We start from the raw sequence: 25,579 nt of genomic DNA, 5'->3' as shown, positions 1-25,579 counted from the left end.
CTCCTTACTTTATAAAAAAAGAGGGAAAATCCCCTCTTTTTTATACGTCATAATTCACTACATAATGCTGCATTTCTGTATTGTAGTAGCCTTCGCTATATTCAATTATTTCGCCAACTTCATCGTAAGAATAACGCATGCGTTTTAATAGCGCTGTCCCCTCTTTTTCACCTAGCGCTTCTGCAACGAAAATAGGCGCGAGTCCAACAGCGAATTCATCTCTGAAGTTTTCTAAATGAATACCTCGGTCTTCAACTAAATCATAAAGCGATTGCAAGTCAAAATCCGATAAATCTGAACTTGCCATTCCTGCTGAGAAATAGTGCGTATAATGAATGTACGGTGCATCATTTAACGTATATAAACGTTCAATACGAAAACTCTCCTTACCGAATAATCGAAATGGCACTGTTCCTTCTTCATTCTGCACAATTTCTGCTTTTAGCAATTTCTTCTGTACTTTATATCCTTCTTCCACTAACACTTCAGTAAATTTCTTACCCTTTGACAGTTTTGTCGCAGAAGTATTGCGGATGACTTTCGTTCCTTTACCGCTTTTCTTTTCCAAATATCCTTCTTGAGTGAGTTCTTTAATCGCATTTCGCACTGTAATTTTACTCACTTTGAACTCTTCTTCTAACTGCGGTTCGGAAGGAATATTCGTATGAATCGCATATACACCATGCAATATTCGATCACGAATAATATTTTTTATTTGCAAATATAATGGTCCTTTTTTTCTCGTTACGTTCACCGTTACACCCACTACCTTTCTACATCACCTACTGATGCCGTCATTGCCCGAAGTATATCCTTCTCTGATGACATTGGCGTATCACCGACGATTGTATGTGCTAGCATTCCAGCTGCTGACGCAAATGAAACAGCTTTCTCTGGTGCGAACTCCTTTATCTCGCCATGAATAATTCCGCTCGTATAAGCATCTCCAGCACCTATTCTATCATATACAGAAAACGTAAGTGTTTTTGCAAAAGTGAACGTTCCATCTTTACATATAAACCCGCGAAGCGAATGTGTATTATCACTGTTAATAGAGCGATGAGTACCAGCGATTGTAGCGATATGATACGTTTCAGCTACCCTTGGAATAAGATCAACAAGTTGCGCCTCTCGCTCCGTTTCTTCGGTTTTTATTCCTAAAACAAACATTGCATCTTTTTCGTTCATCATAACGATATCAGCAAGTCCCAGCATTTCTTCATAATGCGGTTTTGCCTGTTCATATCCGTCTTCTCCCCAAAGTGATGGACGATAATTACAATCAAAAACGACGGTTCCTCCGTTTTCTTTAACTGCTCTCGCTAAAGACTTCATATGATGGCGCACCGTATCATTCATCGCAAGTGTAATACCGCAAAAATGAACGATATCAATTTCCTTAGCAATTTCTTCAAATTGGTATATCTCTTCAGACGCCGTATTGAAGCTACTTTCTAGTCGATTCGAATACGTAACGCGGCTTGCACGTGCACCGAATCCATTTTCTAAAAAATACATACCTACATATTTACCGCCTCTTGAAACAAGAGAAGTTTGAATCCCTAACTTTTGAATGTAAGATACAGCTGCATCTCCAACCGAATTTTCCGGTAAAGTTGAAATAAGAAGCCCTTCATGTCCTAAGTGAGAAAGTGCCGCTGCAACGTTCACACCTGTACCTGAAAATGAGTAATTTAACGTGTTAGCTTGCGACAACAATTCATATCCAGGTACTTGCAGGCGCATCATTACTTCGCCGAACGCTGCAATTTTCTTACGCATATTGATCAACTAGCTTCTTCACGACTGCTAATAATTCACGCACATCTTCTACTTTCGTGTTACCAGTTTCTTTATCAATAATAGAAGAGTACACGTGCGGGATAACTTGCTCTACATTTGCTTCAAGCGCAATACGTACAATTGTTTCGAAGTTTTCTTTATCAATTCCGCCTGTTGGCTCTAATGCGAATCCTTCTTCCGCACAAGCTTTCGCAACTGCGCGATATTCTTCTTCGTGAGCTAGCCCTTTCATTGGGAAGTACTTCAATGAATTTCCGCCCATATCACGTACAAGTGCGATCGCTGTTTTAATTGGAACGATTGCTTTTTCTTCTCCAGCCGCACTAATTGGGCCAGTAGAAATATTTACGTAACCTACTTTTCCTGTTGGCGATACTAAACTATTAATCCAGCTATCTTTTTCGCCAAGATTTGCACGTGTCGCTCCAACTGAAGGGAACACTTGGTTAATATGACTGCCAGGATAATGCTTCGCAATTTCAGCGACAACTGCCGCTTGGCGATTATCTCCTGCACCTAGTCCGATTGATACAGCGTCATCAATTTCTTTTCCGTATGCTTTCATCGCTGTAACAGCTTCTTCTACAGTTGCATAATCTTTTGATAAAACACCTACTACTACATATCCTTCTGCTGCTTCAAAAATATCTTTCGCATTTTGGATATTGTTTGCCAATACATTTAATGCTACGCGGTCTTTATAAAAACGTTTTTGAATGTTTGTCATTTTAGTTTCCCCCTACAATTTCTCTCAATTTTTCTTCAATCACATATATGTCATCACCTTGAAGTGGACGTGGATCAATATCAAAGAATCCTTGTCTTACTCCGTAATCACGTGTATAAATGGCAATTTCCCCTTCGCGTAATGCAGTCACAACATCTTTTGCTGATTTATTTAATTCTTTCTCGTTAATATGAATACGAGCTCGAAAGATTGCTCTTCCAGCTTCATCTTGAACGATCGTTACATTTACACCATTTAATTCTTTTAGCGGCATAAGTATTTGTAGCAATTCTTTTTCTTGCTCGCTCTTATCTTCTTTTACTCCGTACTCATCAAGTGCTTGAAGTAAACCAAAAGTTGTTTCTTTCCCAACTTTCATGCTTCTTCCAATGCAATGTAATTGCACTTTCAGCCATTCAATATACTTTCTTTTACCGCCCACAATACCAGAAGTAGGTCCTTCAATTGCCTTTGAACCGCTATAAATAGCAAGATCTGAATACTTCACATATTTTTGAATGTCTTCTTCAGCTGCTGCATCCACGATAAGCGGTACTTTATTTCGCTGCGCAACTTCCCATGCTTCTTCAACAGAAATCATATTTTTTTGCACTGCATGATGTGATTTCACATACAGAATCGCTGCTGTATTTTCACCAATTGCATCTTCAATATGCTCTGCTTTCCCTTCATTTGCATAGCCAACTTCTACAAGTTTACCGCCGCCTAAGTAAATCATCGTTTCAACAGGAGCACCGTATTGAACGTTATGACCTTTTAACATAATCACTTCGTTTTTCGCGATTACTTCTTGATGAAGTCTTTCACTTTTACGGCGATTTCCTTCTGTAACGATACCAGCGATAGAAAGCGCAATTCCGCTCGATGCTGAATTCACAACGACCGCTGCCTCTGAATCTAGAATTCTCGCAATATGGTCTCCTGCTTTATCTACTAAATCAGCAATTTCCACATAATTTTGTCCACCATGTTTCATCGCATCCATTACCGTATCTGTAGGAGCAGATACACCTAAAATACTCATTCTACCGCTCGCATTAATTACTCTTTTTAATCCGTACTTAGCATTCAATGAATGACCCATTAATTACAACCCCTTTCGTATCAATCCTTCTTTCAGCAATGCGCTGATCCCCTTCTGAATCAATTAACGTAACCTTCTCATCTTTAACCGTAAATAAAGTTAAGTTTGCAATATCTCCTTCTTGAATACGGCCAAGCTCTGGTTTCTTAAGCCACTCTGCCGCATTTTTCGTAACCGCATCAATCACTTCTTCTAGCGGATAACCTAAGTAAAGGAATTTCGAAAGAACATGAGCCATACTATACACTGGACCGTGTATACGGTTCTTTCGGTAAATATCTGTACTAATTGTATGAAAGGCAATACCGTGACGCTTCGCTGCTTCTGCTACTTTAAAAGAAAAACTAGCATTACCGTGACCAACATCTAAATGTACGCCGCGATTCACTGCATCTAGTAACACAGGTAGCGGTTTGCCTTCTTCATCAAATAAATTATTTTCTTTCCCGTTTAAGTAATGTGTAATAACATCATCTTTTTCTAAAAGAGGTACAACTTCCTCAATGCGAGGAGGCGCTGAACCGATATGTACCATAATCGGTAATGATGTTTCACGGGATAAAGAGCGCGCTACATGCAGCGGTTCAATTCCACTATCACAAACGACGCTTTTACTCATTCTCGCCTTTAACCCAACGATTACATCTTTATACTTTTCTACTGCTTCTATTACTTTCTCTTTATCTATCCATTCCATATTGGATAATTCATCAATTCGTTTCAAACCGATGCGAGAAATATTTAAAAAGGCAAATAAATTTGTCTTTGCCTGTTCTCTACTTTTTACTAAATCTGCAATGCGATCAGCTCCGCAGCTACCCGCATCAACAATTGTCGTTACCCCTTGCTTAACGCCAATTTCATCCACTTCATCGCCATACGGATCAAACTCTGGAAAAGCATGAACGTGTAAATCAATCCAACCACTCGATACGTAAGTACCAGAGCAATCAAGAACCTTTCCACCCTCACCAGCACCAGCTTTCGTCACCTGTGCGATTTTATTATTTTCAATTACAATGTCAATCTCTTCCCCGTTCACACGTTTCACATTACGTAGTACGAATCGTTCTGTCATTGTACTTCCACCCTTTTCTATAAGAAGCCATAAGAATACGCTTACATTAAAGTTTCATTTTTATATCTCTTTCACACGTTTAGCGTAACACAAAAAAAGGGAGAAGTAAATATAACGTTATAATGTTTAAGTGCCGATAATGGAGGCCATTAGCATTTCGTAAATTTTATATGTTAAGACATTTCTCCGTCATAAATAAAAAACCAAAAAGCACTTAAATTGATAGGCTTTTTGGTGATAGATAAATTTATAAAATGAAACTTTAATCAGTGTGGATTAGCCTTCATCAACTTTTGAGGTGGAAGCCTTACTGCCCGCCAATAGCGGGCTAGAACTAAACAATTGAATTATTAATTAACCAATCAGTAAATAATTTATTTCCTTCACACTCATCTAGATCTTTTGTACGAACATGGAGAATTTCATATCCATATTTATCATAGAATGGATACTTAGAAAATTGATGAATTGATAAATCATTATAGTAAGAAATATCAAAATATACTACCCATAAATTTTCATTACATACTTTATAAGCTACAGCCTCATATGTAAAAACCTCTTCTATATCCCTGTAATAAAATAAATGCATATGAATCGAATCTTCAAAGTTATATTTTTTCATAGATATAAGCTCCTTAGACATTATCTAAAATATTTATGTGCACCGACATTAGGAGGACTATGATAATGTAAAATAGGACCTTTTCCATCAATATAATGATAATCTATGGCAAAAACTCGGTTACCAGTAGCTTTAGAACGTACTTGTATTATCATTCCACCCTTAGCTGCTTCTAAAATATATTGCTTCGGAGAATTGAGTGCCTTTTGTACATATGGACGCGCAACCGCCCAGGCTTTATCCGCAGCAGTTCTACCTACTTTTGAAACTAATACTCTTAATGCACCAAGAACAATAGCCGGCAATATTTCCTGCTTAACAACCAATTCGCCAGTAAAAGGATTTTTTTCAACAACAGATTCAACCCTTAGTTTACTTCCTCCTCTAGTTGTAAAAAAACAGGGTCATTTACTAAAAAATCATACTCTTTTTCAAAGTTTTCAAAATCGAAGTCAGAAGTATCAACCTTTGATAAATCAATGCCTAGATTAATTTCAGGGATATACTCCGTTACAATACCATCATCTTCCGTTTCAATACTTGCATCAGCAATTGATGGTAAAGTAAAGCTCAGCAATAATGCAGCAGAAATCATCCCCTTGATAAATTTCTTTTTCATCTACCATTCTCCCTCCTAAATATATAACAGCAGAAAACAATAAAAATACACTTTTATTATCTCGCAATTCAAATAGTAAAACATTCAGAATAATTAAACTAGTCTATTAATAACCATCAATATTTGTTACTATTAATTTGCATAAAACAATTATTTAATGACATTTAAAATAAATCTCATAACTAATTCATTCGGTGCAAATATAGAGCAATTTATATAATTAATAATTCCTTTTCGTTCCTATTTCAAGCAAACGCCTTTATCAACTGCTTAAAAAGAATGTTCTTAAATCTCATCGATATAAGAAGGTGACCATTTTTATAATCCGATATTGTGTATAAAACAACGATAAAGCATAGACAAGTACCTAATAAAAAAATCGCACTTTAATAAACTTTTTTAGCACTCCTACTTTTACTTGCTAGTTTAAAAACAACTATATTTCGTATCCATTGATTTATTTCGCTAGCTTGATAGGCATATGACCGGGGCCAATCATGAAAAAAAGCTATCTACTTCAGATAGCTTTTTCTCTATTCCTGAACCGTCACAATAACCCCATCCATATTGTTCCCGGAAATTTCATACTGCTTGTTTGCTGGAACGTTCACTTTCATATTCTCAGAAACTTTATAATAAGAAACAGTATATTTCTTACCTTCGACTTCAGTTGAAATCTCTTTTTCCTCTTTTAAAAACCCTAAATATTCCTCTAGTGTGAAATTCTTTTTTTGCATAATTGCGCTATGAGGTAAGCCTACATAACGTATATGCCATGGCTCATATTGAATGCCTGTAATGTTACTTTTATTTTTCGGATAACGTAATACAAAGCCATGCTTCCATACGTTCTCTTCAATCCATTTTCCTTCAGGCGCTTTCTCCATTTTCTTTTGAGTAGACCCAATGTCCAGTGATAATCCTAAGTTATGTTCACTGTATCCTGCTGGAAGTGCATAATCAGATCCCATTTTTTCATATAGCTGTTTTTGCTCTTGGAAATCTCTATAGCCACTACTAATCAAAAAATGGTTAACACTTTCTTTTCCAGCCGCATCGACAACGTTCAAAAACTTTTTCACAACATCCTTTGATAAACGAAGATTTCTATCAAATATTACATAGCCTCTCACTAATTCACTATTATGATTTACATTTATAATATCAGACCTAATACTATCTTTTTTTACTGGGTAATCCCTGTTAACTAATAATAAATCGCCCTTATAAATTTGTTCCTTCGTAATCTCTTTCCCATCGGTGTTTGCCGCCTTTACTAGCTCATCTTTCCCGACAATTTTAACGTCGATTTCCTTTTGAAATAACGGTGATATATAAACGCCTACACATACTGTGCATACTATAAAAAAAGAAATAAATACCCACTTTTTCATTTCTAGTTCCTCCTTAACGTAACTTACGTATAGAATAGAAAAAACTATTAAAATAAAAAGTGGGGTAAAGTTTAAATTTTCATTAAATTGTTACATTCTCGTCTTTTGGCAATCGTACTTCAAATATCGTTCTAACTACATTGCTCTCAGCAGAAATCGTACCGTTATGTTGCTCGACAATATTTTTCGCAATAAATAGTCCAAGGCCTGTCCCGCCACGGTTCTCAGTTCTTGCTTTATCACCTGTATAGAACATATCAAAAAGATACGGTAAATCTTCTTCCGGGATGCTATCTCCGTAATTCATAATTTGTACGACAACTTCTCCATTATCAACATACCCATTCATATCAACAAATTGTCCATCATAGCCGTAACGAACGGCATTTGTTAACAAGTTTTCAAATACTCTAGCTAACAATTTTCCATCACCGTGCATCGGTAAATGAGGAGCCACATTCAATCTAGCTTCTAAATGATGTTTTTCTAATAACGGATACAATTCCTCCTCTAACTGTATAAGCAACTCACTTATATCAATCGGCTTTTTATCCAGTTTTAGCATGCCATAATTCATACGTGTAATTTCAAATAGCTCATCAATTAAACTTTCCAGTCTTTGCGATTTCGTATATGCAATTGTGGAGAAATGTTTAATTTGTTCTTTTGTTAAATTTTCATCTTTAAGAATTAAATCTAAATATCCTAACACGGATGTTAATGGTGTTCTTAAATCATGAGCTAAATTCACAACGAGCTGACTTTTACTACTTTCAGCAAAATCTCCTCTTTCAACAGCTTCTTTTAACTTTTCACTTGCAATATTTATTTCACGCGCGATATTTCCAAACTCATCATTTGATGAAACTTGAACTTTATTCGTAAAGTTACCGTTCGCAAGATGATGAATCCCATTAGAAATTTCATCAAAGTATTTTAAATACGGTTTTGTCAAAAAGAAGAAAAAGATAATAGATAACGGAATAAAGAAAATTAAAAAGAAATTAATGTCTCCAAATTCCCTTACCATTGACCTAAATTGTGCTAAAGGCTCTTCGTAGCGAACCATCGTTTTATAATACAACTGCAATCCTTTATAAATTATATAAGTTACAGTTGCTGCAAGCACCATACTTAACGCAAATAAGGCAATCATTTTAAATCGAAAACTTTTCATCATATTAGCCATTGAAAGTATAACCTACTCCCCACACTGTTTTTATTAATTTATCCTTTCTTTTATCTTCTCCAAGTTTCTTCCGCAAAGTACGAATATGTACCATTACTGTATTTCCACCTTCATAATAATCGTCTGCCCATACGTGCTGAAAAATATTTTCCACATTGTATACTTTCTTCGGATGACTCGCTAATAAATATAAAATATCGAACTCTTTCGGCGTTAATTCAATTTGCTCACCATACACATCAACCGTCCTGCGCTCAGGATTAATTACGACTCCGCCTATTTCTAAAGCAGATTTACTCTCCGCTACTTTCGGTTGATTTAACGTAAAAAACCTACGCAGTTGTGCATTTACACGTGCAACTAATTCTATCGGTGTGAAAGGCTTCGTCATATAATCATCCGCACCTAGTACAAGACCTGTCACCTTATCAAAGTCCGAAGTTTTCGCGCTTAAAAAAATAATTGGCATATGATGTTTCGCGCGAATTTGACGCGTCACCTCATAACCATCCATTTTCGGCATCATAATATCTAAAACTACCAAGTCGATTGGCTGCGTTTCAATAATATGAACCGCCTCTTCCCCATCCGCTGCTTTCACAACATGGTACCCTTCTTTTTCTAAATGTATCTCAATTAAGTCAGCAATTTCCGCCTCATCATCAGCGATTAAAATTGAAATGCGTTTCATTTTACTCCCCCTTTTTCATTCCATTTTTATACGCTCGATTGTAAACTAGTCTATCCAATTTGTACAATACAAAAAGGCTACTCGTTAAAGTAACCTTTGTAAATAAAATTATATCAGCGATTATTGAAATATATCGACTTACCGACAATGAACGACAAAATCCTCTCGCTACTTGCGGGCATCCTAATGAAACTTCCATTTACCGCTCAAAAACAATCCGCTGCTTCGTAATTTCTTCCAATCTTTCGCGGTCAACTTTATACTCAGCTTCAACACTTTGCGGTACAATCACTTTCCCGCCCTCAAGCGTCACTTCCGGTGAAATAATATCCCTCTGCCAATGTCTACTAGAAGCGGATATATCACCAGGAATCGTAAAGTTCGGCAGTGAAGCAAGAGCAACATTTTGCGCTCGTGAAACCCCCATTTCTACCATACCGCCGCACCAAACGGGTACGTTATGTTCCATACAATAATTATGGATTTGGATTGATTCTGTTAATCCGCCCACTCGCCCTGGTTTAATGTTCACAATTTGGCAGCTGCCAAGCGTAATCGCAACGCGTGCATCTTCTAAACTATGAATACTTTCATCTAAACAAATCGGCGTTTCAATTTTCTTTTGCAATTCCGCGTGATCAAGAAAATCGTAATCCGCTAACGGTTGTTCAATCATCATTAATTGGAATTCATCTAGTCGTTTCAGCCTCTCCGTATCCCCTAATGTATATGCTGAGTTTGCATCAGCCATTAACGGGATACCTGGGAACTCTTTACGAATCTCTTTCAATAATTCGTAATCATGCTCTGGCTTTATTTTCACTTTAAAGCGCTCGTATCCTTCTTCTGCGTACTTCTCGATTTGTTTTAACATAACCGGAATTGTATTGATCCCAATTACAACGCCGACTTCAATTTCAGACTTCGTTCCGCCAAGCAATGTCGCTAACGATTTCTTTTGACGCTTCGCATATAAATCCCAAACAGCCCCCTCTATTCCGGCTTTTGCCATTCGGTTTCTTTTTATATGTTGAAATAGACCCGGTACCTCATTCGGATGAGAAATTTCAGCCTTTAATAAATCAGGTATTAAAAAGTCTTGCAGTACATGCAGCGCTGTCTTCACCGTTTCTTCCGTATACCACGGTTCAGAGAATGCAACGACTTCCCCAAATCCGATGTACCCGTCCTTATCCTCTAATTCAATAACGATACTCTCACGCTTTTCGTAAGTCCCGTAGCTTGCAGCAAACGGGATTACGAGTGGCATTTCCGTTATATACAGTGTCGCTTTTTTTATTTCCACCTACATCTCCTCCACTAATTGTCTTAACTCTCGTCTTAACAATTTTTTCGAAGCGTTACGTGGTAATTCCTTTAAGAAACATGCTTTCTTCGGCACTTTATATTTCGCTAACTTCTCCTCGCAAAAATGAAGAATTTCTTCTTCTGTTACCGCCCCGCTTTTCACAACAAAAGCAGCTGGTACTTGTCCCCATTTATCGTCAGCCATGCCGACAACGCCAGCTTCCGCTACTGCCGGATGGGAGAGTAACACTTCTTCAATTTGAGCTGGGTATATATTCTCTCCGCCAGAAATAATTAAATCACTGCGGCGATCTAATACGTATAAAAACCCTTCTTCGTCTAAATAACCGAGGTCGCCAGTATGAAGCCATCCGTTTTGAATAGTCTCTCGCGTCGCATCTTCACGGTTAAAGTAACCGCCTGTTACGTTCGGTCCTTTTACTACAATCTCACCTTCCGCAAATGGTGGCACTACTACGCCATCTTTTTCAATACGAAGTTGGCACTGAAATAGTGGTTTTCCAGCTGATCCTACTTTCGTTAACATGTAATCTGCGGATAACGTACAAATTTGCGAAGATGTTTCTGTCATACCGTACGTTTGATATACAGGAATTCCTTTTTCTACACATGCTTCTAATAGTGGTTTTGGCGCTGGTCCTCCGCCAAGTAATATGCATCGTAAAGAAGATGGATATGTCTCTGCCCCAAGTCGCTCTAATAAATCAGTTAACATTTTAGAAACGACAGAAATAATTGTTACTCCTCTCGTTTGAAGTGCTTTATGAATAAAATCAGCATCATATTTCGGAACAAGTAAAATACGCATGCCATACATAATGTTTTTCATTAAAAGAGATAGCCCGCCAACATGGAACATCGGCATGCAGGCTAACCAACAATCATCATCACGAAGTCCTAAATTAAGCGACGAACCGACTGCGCTTGCCCAATGATTGCCGTACGTTAAAATAACGCCTTTCGGTTTGCCTGTCGTCCCAGACGTATAAATAATTGTCATCGCTTCTTCTAAAGAAAACTCTTCTTGTATAGAGGCTTCCTCTTTTGGTCCATTCATCACTTCGGCTAATGAATAAACAGGAACATCTTTAGCATCAAAATCTTGATCCGTTACTAAACAAACAACTTCAGCATCATCCATTTGCCAAAGTAGCTCTTCTCTTGAAAGACGCGTATTTAAAAGCACAGCTACTGCACCTACATAAGATAGGGCGTGAATAACTGTAATCATCTCCATACCATTTTTCATCAGAACAGCCACCTTTTGCCCTCGCTCCACTCCAACATGCGTGAGGTGTTCACAAACAGATACTACTTTTTCATGCAGCTCCATAAAAGTAACTTTCTCTTCCTCTATTTCAATTGCAGTGCGATCTGGTGTTAAAAATGCACGTTGCATTAACCAATTTGGCATCGTCTCCATCATTCATTCTCCTTTCATGAAAGAAAGAGACTTGATATGATATCAAGTCTCTTAGTTGTTTTGTTTCCGGTTTGGTCTTATCCAGCTACAGCAGCTAGAATGCTCGGTGGCTGCTTTCGCTTTTGGTTTCATCCAGCTACAGCGGCTAGAACAGTCGGTCGTTTCACTTCTTCCTACGAGGCAAAAAGCGCCTCTACGTCAGAAGCTCCATCCCCCTCACATTCTGAACGAGCTGCTTTCGCTTTTGGTTTCATCCAGCTACAGCGGCTAGAACAGTCGGTCGTTTCACGCCTTCCTACGAGGCAAAAAGCGCCTCTACGTCAGGAGTTCCAACGCCCTCTTGTTCTAAGCAAGCCGCTTCCGCTTTTGGTTTGATCAAGGGAAACGAGGGAATTGACCGAAGTCCGGACTGCGTTTTTCTTTGAATGCGTCACGACCTTCTTTTGCTTCGTCAGTTGTGTAGTACAATAACGTTGCATCTCCAGCTAGTTGTTGAATACCAGCTAGACCGTCTGTGTCTGCGTTGAATGCAGCTTTTAGGAAACGAAGTGCCATTGGGCTGTTTGCTAAAATTTCTTGTGCCCATTGTACTGTTTCTGCTTCAAGCTCTTCTAATGGTACTACAGTGTTTACTAAGCCCATATCAAGTGCTTCTTGAGCGTTGTATTGACGGCATAGGTACCAAATTTCGCGAGCTTTCTTGTGGCCTACCATACGAGCTAAGTAACCAGCTCCGTATCCACCGTCAAAGCTTCCTACTTTAGGACCTGTTTGTCCGAATACAGCGTTGTCTGCAGCGATTGTTAAGTCACATACGATATGAAGTACGTGTCCACCACCGATTGCATAACCTGCTACCATTGCGATAACTGGTTTAGGAATTGCGCGAATTAGACGTTGTAAGTCTAATACGTTTAAACGAGGGATTTGGTCGTCACCTACATATCCACCATGACCGCGAACTTTTTGGTCGCCGCCAGAACAGAATGCACGTCCACCTTCACCTGTTAAAATGATAACGCCAACATTTGCATCATCACGAGCTTGTGCAAAAGCGTCGATTAACTCCATTACCGTTTTAGGACGGAATGCGTTATGTACTTCAGGGCGGTTAATCGAAATCTTTGCGATACCATTGTATGTTGAATAAATAATATCTTCGTAATTGCCTTCTTTTACCCATTCAATAGCCATTACAACTACCTCCTTGTATATTTCTGATCTCCTCTATAAGTGTAACTTCATTCTTAACTGAAAAAAGCATCACTGCATAGTTTTTAGAAATCCCTTTACTATTGTATCAAACTTTTCCGGTTGTTCCACATGAATTGCATGGCCAGCACCATCAATTTTGACAAATTTCGCGTCAGAGATGCATTTTTCAATATTTTTTAATATACGAAAGAACTTTTCATCATACTCTCCGTTCATTAAAAGAACAGGTATTTTTAAGTTTTTCAGCTTATCCCACCATGAAGGCTGAGCACCCGTTCCCATGCCGCGCAAGCTATTTGCAAGTCCTTTTGGATTGTTAGCAAGTCGTTCTTTTCGCACCGCTTCTTGTACGTTTTTTGCTAAACGTTTTTGCGTTTCAAAAAGCGGAATATTTTCCCACATAGATACAAAACTTTCTATGTCTTCTCGCTCAATTTTATCGGCAAGTCGATCATCTTTTTCACGACGTTCTTTTCTATCTGCTTCGTTTTCGAGCCCAGCTGTACAATTTTCTAATAAAAGAGAGTGTACATAATCTGGATATAGACATGCCATCGTAATCGCCAGTCTTCCTCCCATTGAGTAGCCAAGTATATGTGCTTTTTCAATATGAAGGTAATCTAGTAGTTCTTTCATTTGCAATGCCACATTTCGGATATCATAATGCGCAACATTTTCAGGACTCTCAGTCTTTCCGTGTCCAACAAGATCCACTACAATAACTTGAAACTGCTCACTCCATGAAAAGATAAAAGAACGCCACGTTTCCATGCTTCCCGTAAAACCATGAAGAAGTAGAAGTGGTTCCCCGCTTCCGACTACTTCATATTCATACGATACACCTTGCAGCGTTACGTTCATTTTGATTCACCTTGCAACGATGTAGTAATTACGTCCTGTGTTTTTGCCCATAACGTACGGTGCAATGTTAAGTTTTCATCACGATTCGTACAAATTTCCACAACGTGTAAACCTTCTGTCGTCGTTCCTTTTCGAACTTCTTCTCGGAATTGCTCCCAACCATTTACACGGCTAAATGAACCGCCGTACATTTTGACAACGTGCTCATAATCAAGTCCAATTGGTGTTCCAAATAATGATTCAAAATGTTCCTTTTTCTCATACTGTGGTAAGAATGAGAAAATACCCCCACCATCATTATTTACAACGACAATTGTTATATTTAATTCATGTAATTTCGCTGCTAACAGTCCATTTAAATCGTGATAAAATGATAAATCACCAATCACTAATACAAGTGGGTCGCAAATAACGCTTGCTCCTAGAGCTGTCGAAATGATTCCATCAATACCATTTACACCACGGTTTGCCATCACATGGATGTTTTTATCCGATGTGAAGAAGAATGAATCTGTATCACGAATTGGCATACTATTGCTCGCAAATAACGTTGCGTCTTCTGGTAATACGCGCACAATATCTGTAATAACCTTTCCTTCAAATGCAGTTTCATATGTTTCCATTTCACGAAGCGTTTCCTTCGTTTTTTCGTTTATATGTTGCCACATTAGGGACCAATCATTCTTTTTCATAACTGGCATTTTTTCTATTAATGCCTTGCAGAATTCAATGTCACTTGCTTGCACAACTTCTGTCGCAACAAGAGCTGGATCTCTCCATTGTCCTGATTCATCGACAACGATATGAACTGCTTTTGTTTGTTTTTTTATGAACTGCGTTAATGATTTAGAAACAGGCATACCACCAAAGCGAATTAAAACGTCCGGTTTCCATGTTTCTTTTAACTTTTCATTTCGTAAAAATGTATCATAACAGTCAATTACCATCGTTTTATCGTGGTGTCCGCTACGAATATTAGAAAGTGGGTCTGCTAATATAGGATAGCCAGTTTTTTCAGCTAGTTGCGTTGCAAACATTGCAATTTCTGCATGACTATCATCTCCACAAATAATAAGCCCCTTTTCCATATGTGAAAGGCGCCCTACAAGAGAATCTACATATTCACTCGGCATCACCGCGTTTCCTTGCTGAACTACTCCTGTATATTCACTACGTCCTTTATCCCATAAGCTTTCTAGTGAGAAATCAGGGATAAGTGGCTCGCGAACTGGAAAATTAAGATGAACAGGACCCTGCGGCGCTAAACAAGCATTTGCTACTATACGCTGCGTCGTCATACGAGCGTAATGATACATCGCTTCACTTGCTTCTGGCAGTGCCATCTCTGTAAATTGTTTCACAAAAGTACCGTATAAATTAAATTGATTCATTGCTTGTGGTGCACCCACATCTCTTAATTCATGCGGTCTATCCGCTGTTAAGACGATAAGTGGGACCCTTGAATGAAAAGCTTCACATACAGCTGGATAATAGTTCGCTGCTGCTGTTCCTGACGTACATAATAATGCTACTGGGCGTTTTTTTGCTTTCGCAATACCGAGCGCGAAAAATCCTGCTGATCTTTCATCCACATGTAAATATGTGTTCATTCCTTCGTGTTGTTCCATTAGTAAAGCAATCGGCGTTGACCGTGAGCCTGGACTAATGACAACATCACATACATCTAGACGCGTCAGTTCATCCACGAACGCGCCTAAATAATATGATAATGCTTCTATATGATTGTTCATTTCATTAATTCCTCCAAAGCACCAAGCATCGGTCTAAACTTCAAACTTGTTTCTTCATATTCAAGCTGCGGGATTGAATCAATTACAATACCACAACCGGCAAATAAGGATGCTTTCTCGCCGTTTAATAATCCGCAGCGCAGCGCAACCGCAAATTCACCATTTCCTTCATCATCTATCCAGCCAATTGGTGCACCATACAACCCTCTGTCTAACAATTCAACATCACGGATCAGTTTCATCGCTTCCAAACGAGGTGTCCCGCCAAGAGCTGGTGTTGGATGTAATTCTTCTACCATTGTTAAAAGACTCGCATCGCCTTTTGCTTCTACAGGCGTATATAAGTGAATTAAGTTTTTCGTTGTTAATAAACCTGGGCTTTCCGGAATATTAACGTATTCGCAATGTTCATTTAGTACCGAGCGGATCATGTTAACAACATACCCATGTTCAGCTAAATTCTTTTCATCATGAAGAAGCGCATTACTATTTCGCTTACTTTCTTCTATAGAATGACCATGACCGATTGAACCCGCAAGACACATCGATGTAAATTTCTCATCTTCTTTGCGAATTAATCTCTCAGGAGTCGCTCCTAAGAAGCATGCTCCTTTATAATCAAAAGAAAATACGTAACAATCCGGTTGACCAATGCGAAGTGCTTCTAAAACAAGAGCAGAATCAATCGACTGATTCATCTCTACTTTTAGTTCCCTCGCCAATACAACCTTCTGCACGTTACCCTGCTTCATCTCATCTTGTACTTTTTCAATTGCTTTCATCCAGCCTTTCGGATCCACTTCTACTTTAGAAATAACAGTCAATTTCGATCCGTTTAGCGCACATTTACTCTCTCCCAAAATCTTCTCTTCTAAAGAAATCATTTCGTTAGAAAGAGTTTCTGCACAATCTGTTGCTGAAACAAATGTATTCATCGTTAACCATGCTTTTTCATTTTTTACAGTTAATAAAAATGCTGGTAGTGAAAATGTCGTATCTTTAAATTCTTTCCATAGGTCCGTTTTCTCTTTTTCTGGATCAAAGGAAAAACCACCAAATAAAAGCGGACCCGTTCCAAATTCATATTCATCTCTTTGGACAAATGCATTCTCTTTTACTTTCTCCCACTCGTCGCAAGCGGTTTGAAAGCGCTTATGAGAAGAATTTGCTATAGTGAAAACAGAGCCAATTCCTGCAAATATTACATGCTGAGCCGGGTCTGCAAAATAACATCTATTTTCGAATGAAATCCTTTTTCCTGCTGCATAGAACAGAAGCGGATCCACCCAGTCTATTTGTTTTACAAAACTAACCAATGTTTTTTCGTTAGTTGCACGCTTGATAGCTGCAATAAGAACTTCTTGCAAGCCTTTTTGTTTCGTTTGAATCACAATTGTCTCCCCCCTATGGGCGAAAAATAGTCATAATTACGCTTGATTTTAAGATACACCTCAAACGAAAGGCCTGTCAACGTTTAGCATTTCTGAGAAATTCACCTTCTCTTCCTAGAAAATAAACGTTGACACTAAATGATGCTTTTTCTACACTTAGTTGTGTACAATATGTGACCAAAGGAGGATTCAACATGGAAATGAACGTCAAAACGAATTCCTCTCCTACGGCGCCAAAGCCAAGTAAGCAAACAGGCTGGCGCATCTGGTGGAGTTTACTACGTCCCCATACATTAACAGCCGCTTTCGTACCTGTTTTCATCGGAACAGCATATTCGATGCAGGTCGGAGGTATAAATCAAATACATCTTCCTCTTTTCCTTATGATGCTTCTTGCTTGTCTTCTCATTCAAGCAGCAACAAACATGTTTAATGAATACTTTGATTATAAAAGAGGACTCGATCACGAAGGTTCAGTTGGTATCGGCGGCGCTATCGTTCGCGATGGCATTCAGCCAAAAACAGTGCTTAACTTAGCATTTGGATTTTTCGGCATCGCAATACTATTAGGTGTTTATATTTGTATAAATTCTAGCTGGTGGCTTGCTGCAATCGGTCTTGTTTGTATGGCCGTTGCTTACCTTTATACAGGTGGCCCACTTCCAATTGCATATACACCATTTGGAGAGTTGACAGCCGGATTATTTATGGGTGTCATTATTATTGGGATTTCATTCTTTATTCAAACTGGAACTGTAACATCAGAAGTCATTTTACTATCTATTCCAAGCTCCATTTTAATTGGTGCCATTTTACTAGCGAATAATATCCGTGACTTGGATGGCGATAAAGAAAACGGTCGTAAAACGTTAGCAATTCTCGTTGGACGCGAGCGAGCGGTTGGTGTACTTGCTTCGATGTTCATCGTTTCCTACATTTGGACAATTGCTTTAATTATCGTGGGCATCGTATCACCATGGATGCTTATCGTATTTTTAAGTGCGCCGAAAGCATTTAAAGCGACGAAAGGCTTTATCGGCAAAAGCATTCCGATAGAAATGGTACCTGCGATGATTGCAACAGCAAAAACAAATACAATCTTCGGTTTCCTAATGGGAATCGGATTATTACTTGGATACTTTCTATAAAAGGAGCTGCTTATGCGGCTCCTTTTTCATATCTAAAATTCATCTCATAATTCCTACTCTCAACGCTCATACTATGTAAAGAAACTGAATTGTAGGAAGGTGGACGACTATGTTAACTCCACAACAAGTAGGTCAATTTAAATCCATTTTAGAAAAACAAAAACAAGAACTAGAGCAAACGATACAAACTCATGAAAATACAGATCGTGCTTCTGAACGTGACTCAGTAGGAGAACTGTCTAGCTATGACAACCATCCAGGTGATATGGCTACAGAGCTATATGAACGGGAAAAAGACTTCGGGCTTATTGAACTTTGGCATAAACAGCTTGAGGACACGAAACATGCCTTGCAAAAAATAGAAGCGGGTACGTACGGCATTTGCGAAGTGTCTGGCGAAGAGATTCCATTTGAAAGATTGGAAGCAATGCCGACTGCTACAACATGCATCCAGCACGCGACAAATAAGTTAAATATGAATACACGACCAGTTGAAGAAGAAGTGTTGTCTCCTTCTTTCCACAAGCATGATGAGGACAATTCTGTTGAGTACGATGCGGAAGATGCGTGGCAAGATGTCGCAAATTACGGAACATCTGAAACGCCGTCTGATTTAGAAAGACAAGATTCAAAAAACTATAATGGCATGTATGTAAATAGTGAAGAAAACGTAGGCTACGTGGAGGATTTTGAAAACTTTATCGGTACGGATATGTACGGGAAAAACCCACAAGTTTTCGCTACAGAAGAGCATGAAGAATATGAACAAATGCTTGATGATTTTGAAGAACGTACCTTCAAAGGTGAATTATCTTCAAATGAATCTAGTTCCAAAGAATAAAAAAAAGCATTCCGAAAATCGGAATGCTTTTTATCGCTAGCTAATTAGTTTTTTGTAACGTTAGCAGCTTGTGGTCCACGGTTACCTTCAACGATTTCGAAAGAAACTTCTTGACCTTCTTCTAAAGTTTTGAATCCGTCACCTTGGATAGCTGAGAAGTGAACGAATACATCGTCTCCACCTTCAACTTCGATGAAACCGAAACCTTTTTCGCTGTTGAACCATTTAACTTTACCTGTTTGCATGTCATGTACCTCCTAAATAAAAATGAAACTATGAATCCACATGAAAAGGTGGATATAAAGGACATGAATGTATAACAAGCTTACAGCCTTTAATTCAACGTGCTTTATTTCCGTACCACATTATGTAGCTCAATAGTGATTTCACTATATCACGCTATATCCAAAACGTCAAATGAGAACACTTTCATTCCACCATTTTTTTATAATTTTAATATAATGTTGAATTTCCATATTCATATATTACCCCGCCATTTGTGGGCAGCTTGATTGGCGGGAGCTGATAATCAGTTTTGGCTGGTTCCACTTTATTTGAAAATTAACAAAACTAAAGTATTCTAATCCTATTAAATTCTGTACAATATAAGTATCTATTACATACGAGGTGAAAAAAATGAGAGCACACGAAATCGAGTATAAGTTATATGGCGATGATATGCAGTTTGTTGAAATTGAGTTAGATCCAGAAGAGAGCGTGATCGCAGAAGCTGGCGCAATGATGATGATGGAAGATTACATAGAAATGGAAACAATCTTCGGTGATGGTTCTGGCCCATCTGGAGGTTTATTCGGAAAATTAATGGGCGCTGGTAAACGTCTCGTTACAGGCGAAAGTATGTTTATGACTGTATTTACAAATACAGGTCACGGCAAGCGCCACGTCTCATTTGCTGCTCCTTATCCTGGTAAAATTATTCCTGTAGATTTAACAGAGTATCAAGGAAAAGTAGTTTGTCAAAAAGATGCCTTTCTTTGTGCCGCAAAAGGTGTTTCCATCGGAATTGAATTTACGAAAAAAATAGGAACTGGTTTCTTCGGTGGTGAAGGTTTCATCATGCAGAAACTTGAAGGTGATGGCCTTGCTTTCATGCACGCAGGTGGAACTGTATATAAACGTGAATTAAAACCTGGTGAGAAACTTCGCATTGATACAGGTTGTCTCGTTGCTATGACAAAAGACATTAACTATGATGTCGAGTTCGTCGGTAAAGTAAAAACAGCTCTATTTGGCGGCGAGGGTTTATTCTTCGCAACATTAGAAGGTCCTGGAACAGTTTGGATTCAGTCCTTAACACTTAGCCGCTTAGCAGCACGCCTTACAAGCCCAGCAGCGCAAAGTACTGGCGAAGGTAGTGTATTAGGTGGACTTGGTCGTTTATTAGATGGGAAAGAGTAAACTGTGCCCTTATGTAGGCATGGCCATCAACTAATAAAATAATAAAATTAAAACACCCTTACTTGCAGTAATGCAGTGAAAGGGTGTTTTAATTTACGTCTACAAACGAGAAAAAGCAGTTAAAATAAAGTAATAAGGTTTACTTCAGGAAAATAAGGTATATTATATTTGTTGAATAGATTCTCTTTAGAGACAAGAAAAGTAGGTGAACAAAGTGGGAAAATATCAATTGGATTCCAAAAGTCAGGTAGCTGTGGCAAAGTTCCATGAAAAACAGAAACCTGCCAAATTTGATAAAAAGCAGAAACTTGAACAATTACGTGCGGAGTATTTGAAAAAAAAGCAAAAACAAACAGATAAATAATATGTTTCGTTTCCCGAAATTTTCGGTATATAGTGCGAACAAACACAAGTAAATAGGTAATCATCGTTCAAATATATACAGGCTATTTTTTCAAACCTCTTACAAGCCCAGCATTATAAAGTACTGGTGAAAGTAGTATATTAGGTGGCCTTGTTCACCTTTTAGATGGAAAAGAGTAAAAAATGCCTCCAATGCAAAAAAAACATCGGAGGCATTTCTCTAAAGTTTATGACTATGGCACTTTATTTTTACTGCGGAGGGCTATACATACCATTTCGAATCATATAATACTCCATCGCTTCATTAAGCCATGTCTCTTCTTCTTCCTTGTAAGGAGATGGCATCATATTATTATATTGTTCTTCTACATTCTCTAATTTACCTAAAGAATACATTGTCTCTTCACCAACATACTTAAGAGTCGCCTTCATATGTTCATCAACCAATTTTTGCACTTCTGAATCCTCAATTTGTCTTCCAAATAACCTTTTCACTTCTTTTGCTAAACGCACAAACTCTTTATCAAGTGCTATGCGCTCTTCTTCCGACTTATTATATAATCCATCAGCCAAGTCTTTTGATACATATCCTTCAAGCCATAAACGTTGTTCGTTTTCTTTTTGAATGCTGTTAATTAGACTCATTAATATGTCACTATCCAACTCTTCATCTTCCTCAAGACATACCATTGTTCGTTCAAGCGCCTTTATCGAAACTTCAATGTGTCTTCTCTTTTCTTCAAAGGCTTTTCTTTGTTGTTCCAACGTTTCTTTTAAATTTACATTCAAACTTGGCATTTTCAGCATAACGCGTATTTCTTCTAAACTATATCCTAATACTTTAAGACTCACTATTTTCTGTAGCTCTAATATATCTTTTCCTTTGTACAAACGGTGACCAGAGCTAACATTCTTTTCAGGTTTAAGTAGTCCAATTTCATCGTAATATTGTAGTGTCCGTATTGATGTGCCTGTTCTCTTTGAAAACTCACCAATTGAACAGCCTTCCTTTTTGCTCATCTTACACTCCTCCTAACAATATGTTTACAAAAATCATACTCCCTCACGTAGCTGTAGGTTCAAGCACTTTTTCCAAAAGAATGAATCAAGTTCCTCACTGCATATATTAAACTATACTTTTTCTTAAGGAGGGCTTCCTTAATGCGTACTCCTTTATCCTTTGATAAAGACACTGCCATACTGTTAGCTTCTTGTTGTGAGTTAACGTATGAACAATATAAACAAAATGGCATTTTCGAAATACCAGATGGTTTTCAATATGTACAAGGGTTTCAAGGAAAGGCCATTCAAACAACAGAATGGTTCGGATTTATATTAGAATCTGAGGATACAATTATTGTTGCCTTCAGAGGCACTCAAACAGATCCAGATTGGATTATTGATTCTCTCGTCAATCAAAAACCTTATCCTTATGCTTTAAATGGCGGAAATGTCCATAACGGTTTTCTCTCTATTTATGAGTCTTGTCGTGATTCTATTATGGATATGCTCGTATCATTGCCAGCACATAAAAAACTGCTAGCTACTGGGCATAGTCTAGGTGGCGCGCTTGCCACATTACACATATTAGATGCACGTATAAATACTGCCTTCGCACAGTATGGACTTTATACATTCGCTTCTCCAAAAGTAGGAGATATCGCTTTTCGAAATTATTATAAACTACAAGTAGCTAGTAGCTTTCGTTTCGTCAACTTGTTCGATGTCGTCCCACTTCTCCCTCCCCGAAACATAAATTTTAATGATCATGATTGGGAGTATGCACACGTCCATCACAACATGACATTTACAAAAAACACAAAATCCATTACAAATAATCATTCCATTACAACATACAAAACATGTCTGACTTCTCATTTTTAACCAGTAAACAATTGGAAATAAAATATTCGTATACTATAATAATGTATGAAGTTATTTTTGGATGAGGGGACCTTACATGTTAAAATTTATCTTCGCACTTTTTCTTATTGTAATTTTTACGGTTACAGGTTTCTTTACATTTTCATACTTTGCGACAGGAGAGTATGATGGGGCAGGTATCATATATACCACTGTTCCATTTCTTTCTTAAGCAAAATAAATAAAACGAGCTTAATTTTATTAAGCTCGTTTTATTTATTAATATCCATTTTTGTTGGTAAATCGATAATATATCTCCCAATATAGCAACCTCTTTAAAACTGTTTAACTGCATTACCGATACCCCAAATTTCATTACTGTACTGCAAAATCGTTCGATCGCTCGCAAAATGACCAGACTGTGCAATATTTAAAATAGACATTTCTAGCCACTTCGTTCGGTTCTCATAAGCTCTACCAACAGCTTCTTGTCTTTCAGCATACGGACCAAAATCTCGCAGAACGAAATATTCATCGTTTTGAATAACGAGAGAATCGTAAATCGCTTCAAATTCAGCTCCCGATTGTGCAAAGAAACCATTTGTTAATTGATCAACTACTTTTTTAATGTGCCTATTGTGGTGATAATAATCACTTGCACGATACCCACCATTTTGATAGTAATGAAGAACCTCTTCGGCTGTTAAACCGAAAATAAAACAGTTATCCTCACCGACCCGGTCTTTTATTTCAACGTTAGCACCGTCTAGCGTTCCGAGTGTAATCGCACCATTCATCATAAATTTCATATTACCTGTTCCCGATGCTTCTTTACTCGCCGTTGAAATTTGTTCACTTACATCCGCTGCTGGGAATATATCTTCAGCTAAAGAAACTCGATAGTTTTCTAGAAAGATAACTTTCATATATTGACTGACATACGGGTCATTATTTACTTTTCTTGCGAGTTCATTTATTAATTTAATAATTTTTTTCGCGTAATAATAGCCAGGTGATGCTTTCGCTCCAAAAATAAAAGTACGCGGATAAAATGTAAAACTAGCATCCTCTTTCAAACGGTTATACAAATATAAAATATGAAGAACATTTAATAATTGTCGTTTATAAGCATGTAATCTTTTCACTTGCACATCAAAAATAGAATTTGGATCAATGGTAATCCCCATTGTATTATGAATACGCTCCGCTAAAATCTCTTTACGCTCTTGTTTTACCTCTGCAAATTTCTCTTGGAAACTCGCATCATATTGAACTAATTGTAGCTCTTGAAGCTTAATCGGTTCTTTCTTCCACTCCGTTCCAATCGCCTCTGAAATGAGATTTGTTAACTGTGGATTTGCTTTCATAAGCCAGCGCCTATGAGCAATTCCATTCGTCTTATTATTAAACTTATCTGGATAAAATTCATAAAACAATCGCATTTCCCGCTGCTTTAATATTTCCGTATGAATTTTTGCTACACCGTTTACGCTATGGCTACCGACAATCGCTAAATGAGCCATTTTCACAAGGTCATGTGCAATAATCGCCATTGCTTCAATACGATCCCACTCATACGGATACTGTTCCCACAGTTCATGACAGAAACGTTCATTAATCTCTTCAATAATCATATAAATTCTCGGTAATAACGGTTTAAAAATGTGAATTGGCCACTTTTCGAGCGCTTCTGATAACGTCGTATGATTCGTATAAGAAATCGTCTGCGTCGTTATGTGCCAAGCTTCTTCCCATGCTAACTTTTCTTCGTCTAGTAAAATACGCATCAGTTCCGGAATTGCTAAAACCGGATGTGTATCGTTAATGTGGATCGCAATTTTTTCATGTAGTTGACGAAGGTCACCATATCTTTCTCTATGCATTCGAACGATATTTTGCAAACTTGCTGATACGAGGAAATACTGTTGTTTTAAACGAAGTATTTTTCCCTCATCATGCGTATCATCTGGATATAAAAACTCCGATACAGCCTCTGTTTCACGCTTATATTTCAAAATATCTTTGCAGTTTTGCGGGAAAGGAACTGGTTCAGCATTCCAAAGTCTAAGTGTATTTACAGTACTCGTCTCATAGCCAACTACCGGCACATCATATGGCACGGCCATAATGACTTCTGCATTTGTATGCCTAAACTCTAAACGCCCGTCAATTTCTAGCGGTTCAACACTGCCGAAATAACTTACTTCTACAGCTTGATCATACCTTCTTACTTCCCATACGTTTTCATGAAGAAGCCACTGTTCTGGAAATTCAACTTGATAACCATCAACAATTTTCTGATCAAACAAACCATGTTTATAACGAATTCCACAGCCGTGTCCTGGTAAGTTTAAAGATGCGAGTGAATCGAGAAAACAGGCTGCTAAGCGTCCAAGCCCACCATTACCAAGGCCTGCATCTGCTTCCACTTCTTCTAACTCTTGTAACGAAATCCCTAGTTCAGATAACCCCTGCTCGCATACATCTCGAATACCTAAATTCAAGATGTTACTTCCAAGCAAACGTCCAAGCAAAAACTCAATAGACAAGTAATACATTTGCTTTTGCTCTCCGGATCGATAACTCTCGTTCGTTGCAATCCATTGACTATTCATATACTCACGTACCATATGGCCGAGTGTATTATATTGATCACGAGTTGTAGAATCTTTAAAACTTTTACCATACATCGTCTCTAACTTTTCTAGAAAAGTTGATTTAAAACTTTCAACATGAGTAAACAT

General features: G+C 38.0%; 25 protein-coding genes and 2 pseudogenes. 7 read left to right on the top strand and 20 right to left on the bottom strand.

Annotated elements, in window-relative coordinates; genetic code table 11:
* Positions 1–40: 40 nt before the first annotated feature.
* The 7 genes and pseudogenes from ACTFRM_RS13395 to ACTFRM_RS13365 form a co-directional block, all read right to left on the bottom strand.
* Positions 41–766 carry a GntR family transcriptional regulator gene (locus tag ACTFRM_RS13395; RefSeq protein ID WP_440043397.1) on the bottom strand — a complete coding sequence of 242 codons (726 nt, stop codon included), beginning with the start codon at positions 764–766 and terminating at the stop codon, positions 41–43.
* The gene (locus ACTFRM_RS13390) at positions 766–1,782 is read right to left on the bottom strand and encodes a sugar kinase (protein ID WP_440043395.1); all 1,017 of its coding nucleotides are present in this window, start codon (positions 1,780–1,782) and stop codon (positions 766–768) included. Before ACTFRM_RS13390 ends, ACTFRM_RS13395 begins: the two co-directional genes overlap by 1 nt.
* On the bottom strand, positions 1,775–2,530 hold the full coding sequence (gene dagF, locus ACTFRM_RS13385) for a 2-dehydro-3-deoxy-phosphogluconate aldolase (protein WP_000181896.1): 756 nt from the start codon (positions 2,528–2,530) through the stop codon (positions 1,775–1,777). The genes ACTFRM_RS13390 and dagF overlap by 8 nt, the downstream gene beginning before the upstream one ends.
* 1 nt (position 2,531) lies before the next feature.
* Complete coding sequence (locus ACTFRM_RS13380; RefSeq protein WP_006915668.1) at positions 2,532–3,635, bottom strand: DgaE family pyridoxal phosphate-dependent ammonia lyase; 1,104 nt, start codon at positions 3,633–3,635, stop codon at positions 2,532–2,534.
* Entirely contained in the window at positions 3,613–4,713 is a 1,101-nt protein-coding gene (locus ACTFRM_RS13375; RefSeq protein WP_000139930.1) for an amidohydrolase/deacetylase family metallohydrolase, read from the bottom strand. Before ACTFRM_RS13375 ends, ACTFRM_RS13380 begins: the two co-directional genes overlap by 23 nt.
* 334 nt (positions 4,714–5,047) lie before the next feature.
* The gene (locus ACTFRM_RS13370) at positions 5,048–5,338 is read right to left on the bottom strand and encodes a DUF3986 family protein (RefSeq protein WP_121868469.1); all 291 of its coding nucleotides are present in this window, start codon (positions 5,336–5,338) and stop codon (positions 5,048–5,050) included.
* A gap of 20 nt (positions 5,339–5,358) precedes the next feature.
* Positions 5,359–5,957, bottom strand: a pseudogene (locus tag ACTFRM_RS13365) (hypothetical protein).
* Between the two features lie 198 nt (positions 5,958–6,155).
* Between ACTFRM_RS13365 and ACTFRM_RS13360 the strand changes: the two are divergent.
* Positions 6,156–6,347, top strand: a pseudogene (locus ACTFRM_RS13360) (hypothetical protein); the annotation flags it as partial.
* A 143-nt stretch (positions 6,348–6,490) separates the two neighbouring features.
* Here ACTFRM_RS13360 and ACTFRM_RS13355 read toward each other — a convergent pair.
* From ACTFRM_RS13355 to ACTFRM_RS13310, 10 genes are all read right to left on the bottom strand, one after another.
* Positions 6,491–7,351 carry a D-Ala-D-Ala carboxypeptidase VanY gene (locus ACTFRM_RS13355; protein WP_000759407.1) on the bottom strand — a complete coding sequence of 287 codons (861 nt, stop codon included), beginning with the start codon at positions 7,349–7,351 and terminating at the stop codon, positions 6,491–6,493.
* An 82-nt stretch (positions 7,352–7,433) separates the two neighbouring features.
* Positions 7,434–8,540, bottom strand: coding sequence for a sensor histidine kinase (locus tag ACTFRM_RS13350; RefSeq protein ID WP_440043394.1), 1,107 nt, complete (start codon positions 8,538–8,540; stop codon positions 7,434–7,436).
* Entirely contained in the window at positions 8,533–9,231 is a 699-nt protein-coding gene (locus ACTFRM_RS13345) for a response regulator transcription factor (RefSeq protein ID WP_000822510.1), read from the bottom strand. The genes ACTFRM_RS13350 and ACTFRM_RS13345 overlap by 8 nt, the downstream gene beginning before the upstream one ends.
* Position 9,232: 1 nt before the next feature.
* Positions 9,233–9,430 (bottom strand): hypothetical protein, encoded by a 198-nt coding sequence (locus ACTFRM_RS13340; protein WP_015055199.1) that lies wholly within the window; start codon positions 9,428–9,430, stop codon positions 9,233–9,235.
* Positions 9,431–10,537, bottom strand: a complete 1,107-nt coding sequence (gene menC / locus ACTFRM_RS13335) for an o-succinylbenzoate synthase (protein ID WP_440043392.1) — start codon at positions 10,535–10,537, stop codon at positions 9,431–9,433.
* The gene (locus tag ACTFRM_RS13330; RefSeq protein WP_000449571.1) at positions 10,538–11,983 is read right to left on the bottom strand and encodes an o-succinylbenzoate--CoA ligase; all 1,446 of its coding nucleotides are present in this window, start codon (positions 11,981–11,983) and stop codon (positions 10,538–10,540) included.
* Positions 11,984–12,358: 375 nt separating this feature from the next.
* A complete protein-coding gene (gene menB, locus ACTFRM_RS13325) occupies positions 12,359–13,177 on the bottom strand; it encodes a 1,4-dihydroxy-2-naphthoyl-CoA synthase (RefSeq protein ID WP_000963881.1) in 819 nt (272 codons plus the stop codon).
* Between the two features lie 69 nt (positions 13,178–13,246).
* A complete protein-coding gene (gene menH, locus ACTFRM_RS13320) occupies positions 13,247–14,059 on the bottom strand; it encodes a 2-succinyl-6-hydroxy-2,4-cyclohexadiene-1-carboxylate synthase (protein ID WP_440043391.1) in 813 nt (270 codons plus the stop codon).
* Complete coding sequence (gene menD, locus ACTFRM_RS13315; protein ID WP_001059195.1) at positions 14,056–15,810, bottom strand: 2-succinyl-5-enolpyruvyl-6-hydroxy-3-cyclohexene-1-carboxylic-acid synthase; 1,755 nt, start codon at positions 15,808–15,810, stop codon at positions 14,056–14,058. Before menD ends, menH begins: the two co-directional genes overlap by 4 nt.
* The gene (locus tag ACTFRM_RS13310) at positions 15,807–17,201 is read right to left on the bottom strand and encodes an isochorismate synthase (RefSeq protein WP_440043390.1); all 1,395 of its coding nucleotides are present in this window, start codon (positions 17,199–17,201) and stop codon (positions 15,807–15,809) included. Before ACTFRM_RS13310 ends, menD begins: the two co-directional genes overlap by 4 nt.
* Before the next feature lie 194 nt (positions 17,202–17,395).
* Here ACTFRM_RS13310 and ACTFRM_RS13305 point away from each other — a divergent pair, with 194 nt between their 5' ends.
* Together ACTFRM_RS13305 and ACTFRM_RS13300 are read left to right on the top strand one after the other, a co-directional pair.
* Positions 17,396–18,349, top strand: a complete 954-nt coding sequence (locus tag ACTFRM_RS13305) for a 1,4-dihydroxy-2-naphthoate polyprenyltransferase (protein WP_065212167.1) — start codon at positions 17,396–17,398, stop codon at positions 18,347–18,349.
* A gap of 109 nt (positions 18,350–18,458) precedes the next feature.
* A complete protein-coding gene (locus ACTFRM_RS13300; protein WP_000957396.1) occupies positions 18,459–19,190 on the top strand; it encodes a yteA family sporulation protein in 732 nt (243 codons plus the stop codon).
* Positions 19,191–19,234: 44 nt separating this feature from the next.
* Here the strand turns inward: ACTFRM_RS13300 and cspD are convergent, their stop codons facing one another.
* Positions 19,235–19,435 (bottom strand): cold-shock protein CspD, encoded by a 201-nt coding sequence (gene cspD / locus ACTFRM_RS13295; RefSeq protein ID WP_001193054.1) that lies wholly within the window; start codon positions 19,433–19,435, stop codon positions 19,235–19,237.
* Positions 19,436–19,826: 391 nt separating this feature from the next.
* Here cspD and ACTFRM_RS13290 point away from each other — a divergent pair, with 391 nt between their 5' ends.
* Together ACTFRM_RS13290 and ACTFRM_RS13285 are read left to right on the top strand one after the other, a co-directional pair.
* Entirely contained in the window at positions 19,827–20,609 is a 783-nt protein-coding gene (locus ACTFRM_RS13290) for a TIGR00266 family protein (RefSeq protein ID WP_001201257.1), read from the top strand.
* A gap of 214 nt (positions 20,610–20,823) precedes the next feature.
* The gene (locus ACTFRM_RS13285; RefSeq protein WP_000521637.1) at positions 20,824–20,973 is read left to right on the top strand and encodes a hypothetical protein; all 150 of its coding nucleotides are present in this window, start codon (positions 20,824–20,826) and stop codon (positions 20,971–20,973) included.
* 248 nt (positions 20,974–21,221) lie between these two features.
* On the opposite strand, the gene ACTFRM_RS13280 is transcribed toward ACTFRM_RS13285, so the two are convergent.
* Positions 21,222–21,992, bottom strand: a complete 771-nt coding sequence (locus ACTFRM_RS13280; protein WP_000037216.1) for a MerR family transcriptional regulator — start codon at positions 21,990–21,992, stop codon at positions 21,222–21,224.
* A 141-nt stretch (positions 21,993–22,133) separates the two neighbouring features.
* Between ACTFRM_RS13280 and ACTFRM_RS13275 the strand changes: the two genes are divergently transcribed.
* Complete coding sequence (locus ACTFRM_RS13275) at positions 22,134–22,856, top strand: lipase family protein (RefSeq protein WP_001260111.1); 723 nt, start codon at positions 22,134–22,136, stop codon at positions 22,854–22,856.
* A 76-nt stretch (positions 22,857–22,932) separates the two neighbouring features.
* Entirely contained in the window at positions 22,933–23,067 is a 135-nt protein-coding gene (locus ACTFRM_RS13270) for a hypothetical protein (RefSeq protein WP_000911075.1), read from the top strand.
* A 103-nt stretch (positions 23,068–23,170) separates the two neighbouring features.
* Here ACTFRM_RS13270 and glgP read toward each other — a convergent pair whose 3' ends face one another.
* Positions 23,171–25,579 carry a glycogen phosphorylase gene (gene glgP / locus ACTFRM_RS13265; protein WP_000494109.1) on the bottom strand — a complete coding sequence of 803 codons (2,409 nt, stop codon included), beginning with the start codon at positions 25,577–25,579 and terminating at the stop codon, positions 23,171–23,173.

It is taken from the genome of Bacillus cereus group sp. MYBK227-1 (assembly GCF_051916325.1).
GTDB classification, from domain to species: domain Bacteria; phylum Bacillota; class Bacilli; order Bacillales; family Bacillaceae_G; genus Bacillus_A; species Bacillus_A cereus.
This window is presented reverse-complemented; position numbering and strand designations above follow the sequence as displayed.

What these genes read in the sequence shown, in the direction of transcription:
- menH (WP_440043391.1), bottom strand. Translation starts at nt 14,059, where the DNA reads ATGAACGTAACGCTGCAAGGTGTATCGTATGAATATGAAGTAGTCGGA.
- ACTFRM_RS13330 (WP_000449571.1), bottom strand. Translation starts at nt 11,983, where the DNA reads ATGGAGACGATGCCAAATTGGTTAATGCAACGTGCATTTTTAACACCA.
- glgP (WP_000494109.1), bottom strand. Translation starts at nt 25,579, where the DNA reads ATGTTTACTCATGTTGAAAGTTTTAAATCAACTTTTCTAGAAAAGTTA.
- ACTFRM_RS13345 (WP_000822510.1), bottom strand. Translation starts at nt 9,231, where the DNA reads ATGAAACGCATTTCAATTTTAATCGCTGATGATGAGGCGGAAATTGCT.
- ACTFRM_RS13390 (WP_440043395.1), bottom strand. Translation starts at nt 1,782, where the DNA reads ATGCGTAAGAAAATTGCAGCGTTCGGCGAAGTAATGATGCGCCTGCAA.
- ACTFRM_RS13370 (WP_121868469.1), bottom strand. Translation starts at nt 5,338, where the DNA reads ATGAAAAAATATAACTTTGAAGATTCGATTCATATGCATTTATTTTAT.
- ACTFRM_RS13305 (WP_065212167.1), top strand. Translation starts at nt 17,396, where the DNA reads ATGGAAATGAACGTCAAAACGAATTCCTCTCCTACGGCGCCAAAGCCA.
- ACTFRM_RS13380 (WP_006915668.1), bottom strand. Translation starts at nt 3,635, where the DNA reads ATGGGTCATTCATTGAATGCTAAGTACGGATTAAAAAGAGTAATTAAT.
- ACTFRM_RS13340 (WP_015055199.1), bottom strand. Translation starts at nt 9,430, where the DNA reads ATGGAAGTTTCATTAGGATGCCCGCAAGTAGCGAGAGGATTTTGTCGT.
- ACTFRM_RS13350 (WP_440043394.1), bottom strand. Translation starts at nt 8,540, where the DNA reads ATGGCTAATATGATGAAAAGTTTTCGATTTAAAATGATTGCCTTATTT.
- menB (WP_000963881.1), bottom strand. Translation starts at nt 13,177, where the DNA reads ATGGCTATTGAATGGGTAAAAGAAGGCAATTACGAAGATATTATTTAT.
- cspD (WP_001193054.1), bottom strand. Translation starts at nt 19,435, where the DNA reads ATGCAAACAGGTAAAGTTAAATGGTTCAACAGCGAAAAAGGTTTCGGT.
- ACTFRM_RS13290 (WP_001201257.1), top strand. Translation starts at nt 19,827, where the DNA reads ATGAGAGCACACGAAATCGAGTATAAGTTATATGGCGATGATATGCAG.
- dagF (WP_000181896.1), bottom strand. Translation starts at nt 2,530, where the DNA reads ATGACAAACATTCAAAAACGTTTTTATAAAGACCGCGTAGCATTAAAT.
- ACTFRM_RS13375 (WP_000139930.1), bottom strand. Translation starts at nt 4,713, where the DNA reads ATGACAGAACGATTCGTACTACGTAATGTGAAACGTGTGAACGGGGAA.
- ACTFRM_RS13270 (WP_000911075.1), top strand. Translation starts at nt 22,933, where the DNA reads ATGTTAAAATTTATCTTCGCACTTTTTCTTATTGTAATTTTTACGGTT.
- menD (WP_001059195.1), bottom strand. Translation starts at nt 15,810, where the DNA reads ATGAACAATCATATAGAAGCATTATCATATTATTTAGGCGCGTTCGTG.
- ACTFRM_RS13355 (WP_000759407.1), bottom strand. Translation starts at nt 7,351, where the DNA reads ATGAAAAAGTGGGTATTTATTTCTTTTTTTATAGTATGCACAGTATGT.
- ACTFRM_RS13280 (WP_000037216.1), bottom strand. Translation starts at nt 21,992, where the DNA reads ATGAGCAAAAAGGAAGGCTGTTCAATTGGTGAGTTTTCAAAGAGAACA.
- ACTFRM_RS13275 (WP_001260111.1), top strand. Translation starts at nt 22,134, where the DNA reads ATGCGTACTCCTTTATCCTTTGATAAAGACACTGCCATACTGTTAGCT.
- ACTFRM_RS13300 (WP_000957396.1), top strand. Translation starts at nt 18,459, where the DNA reads ATGTTAACTCCACAACAAGTAGGTCAATTTAAATCCATTTTAGAAAAA.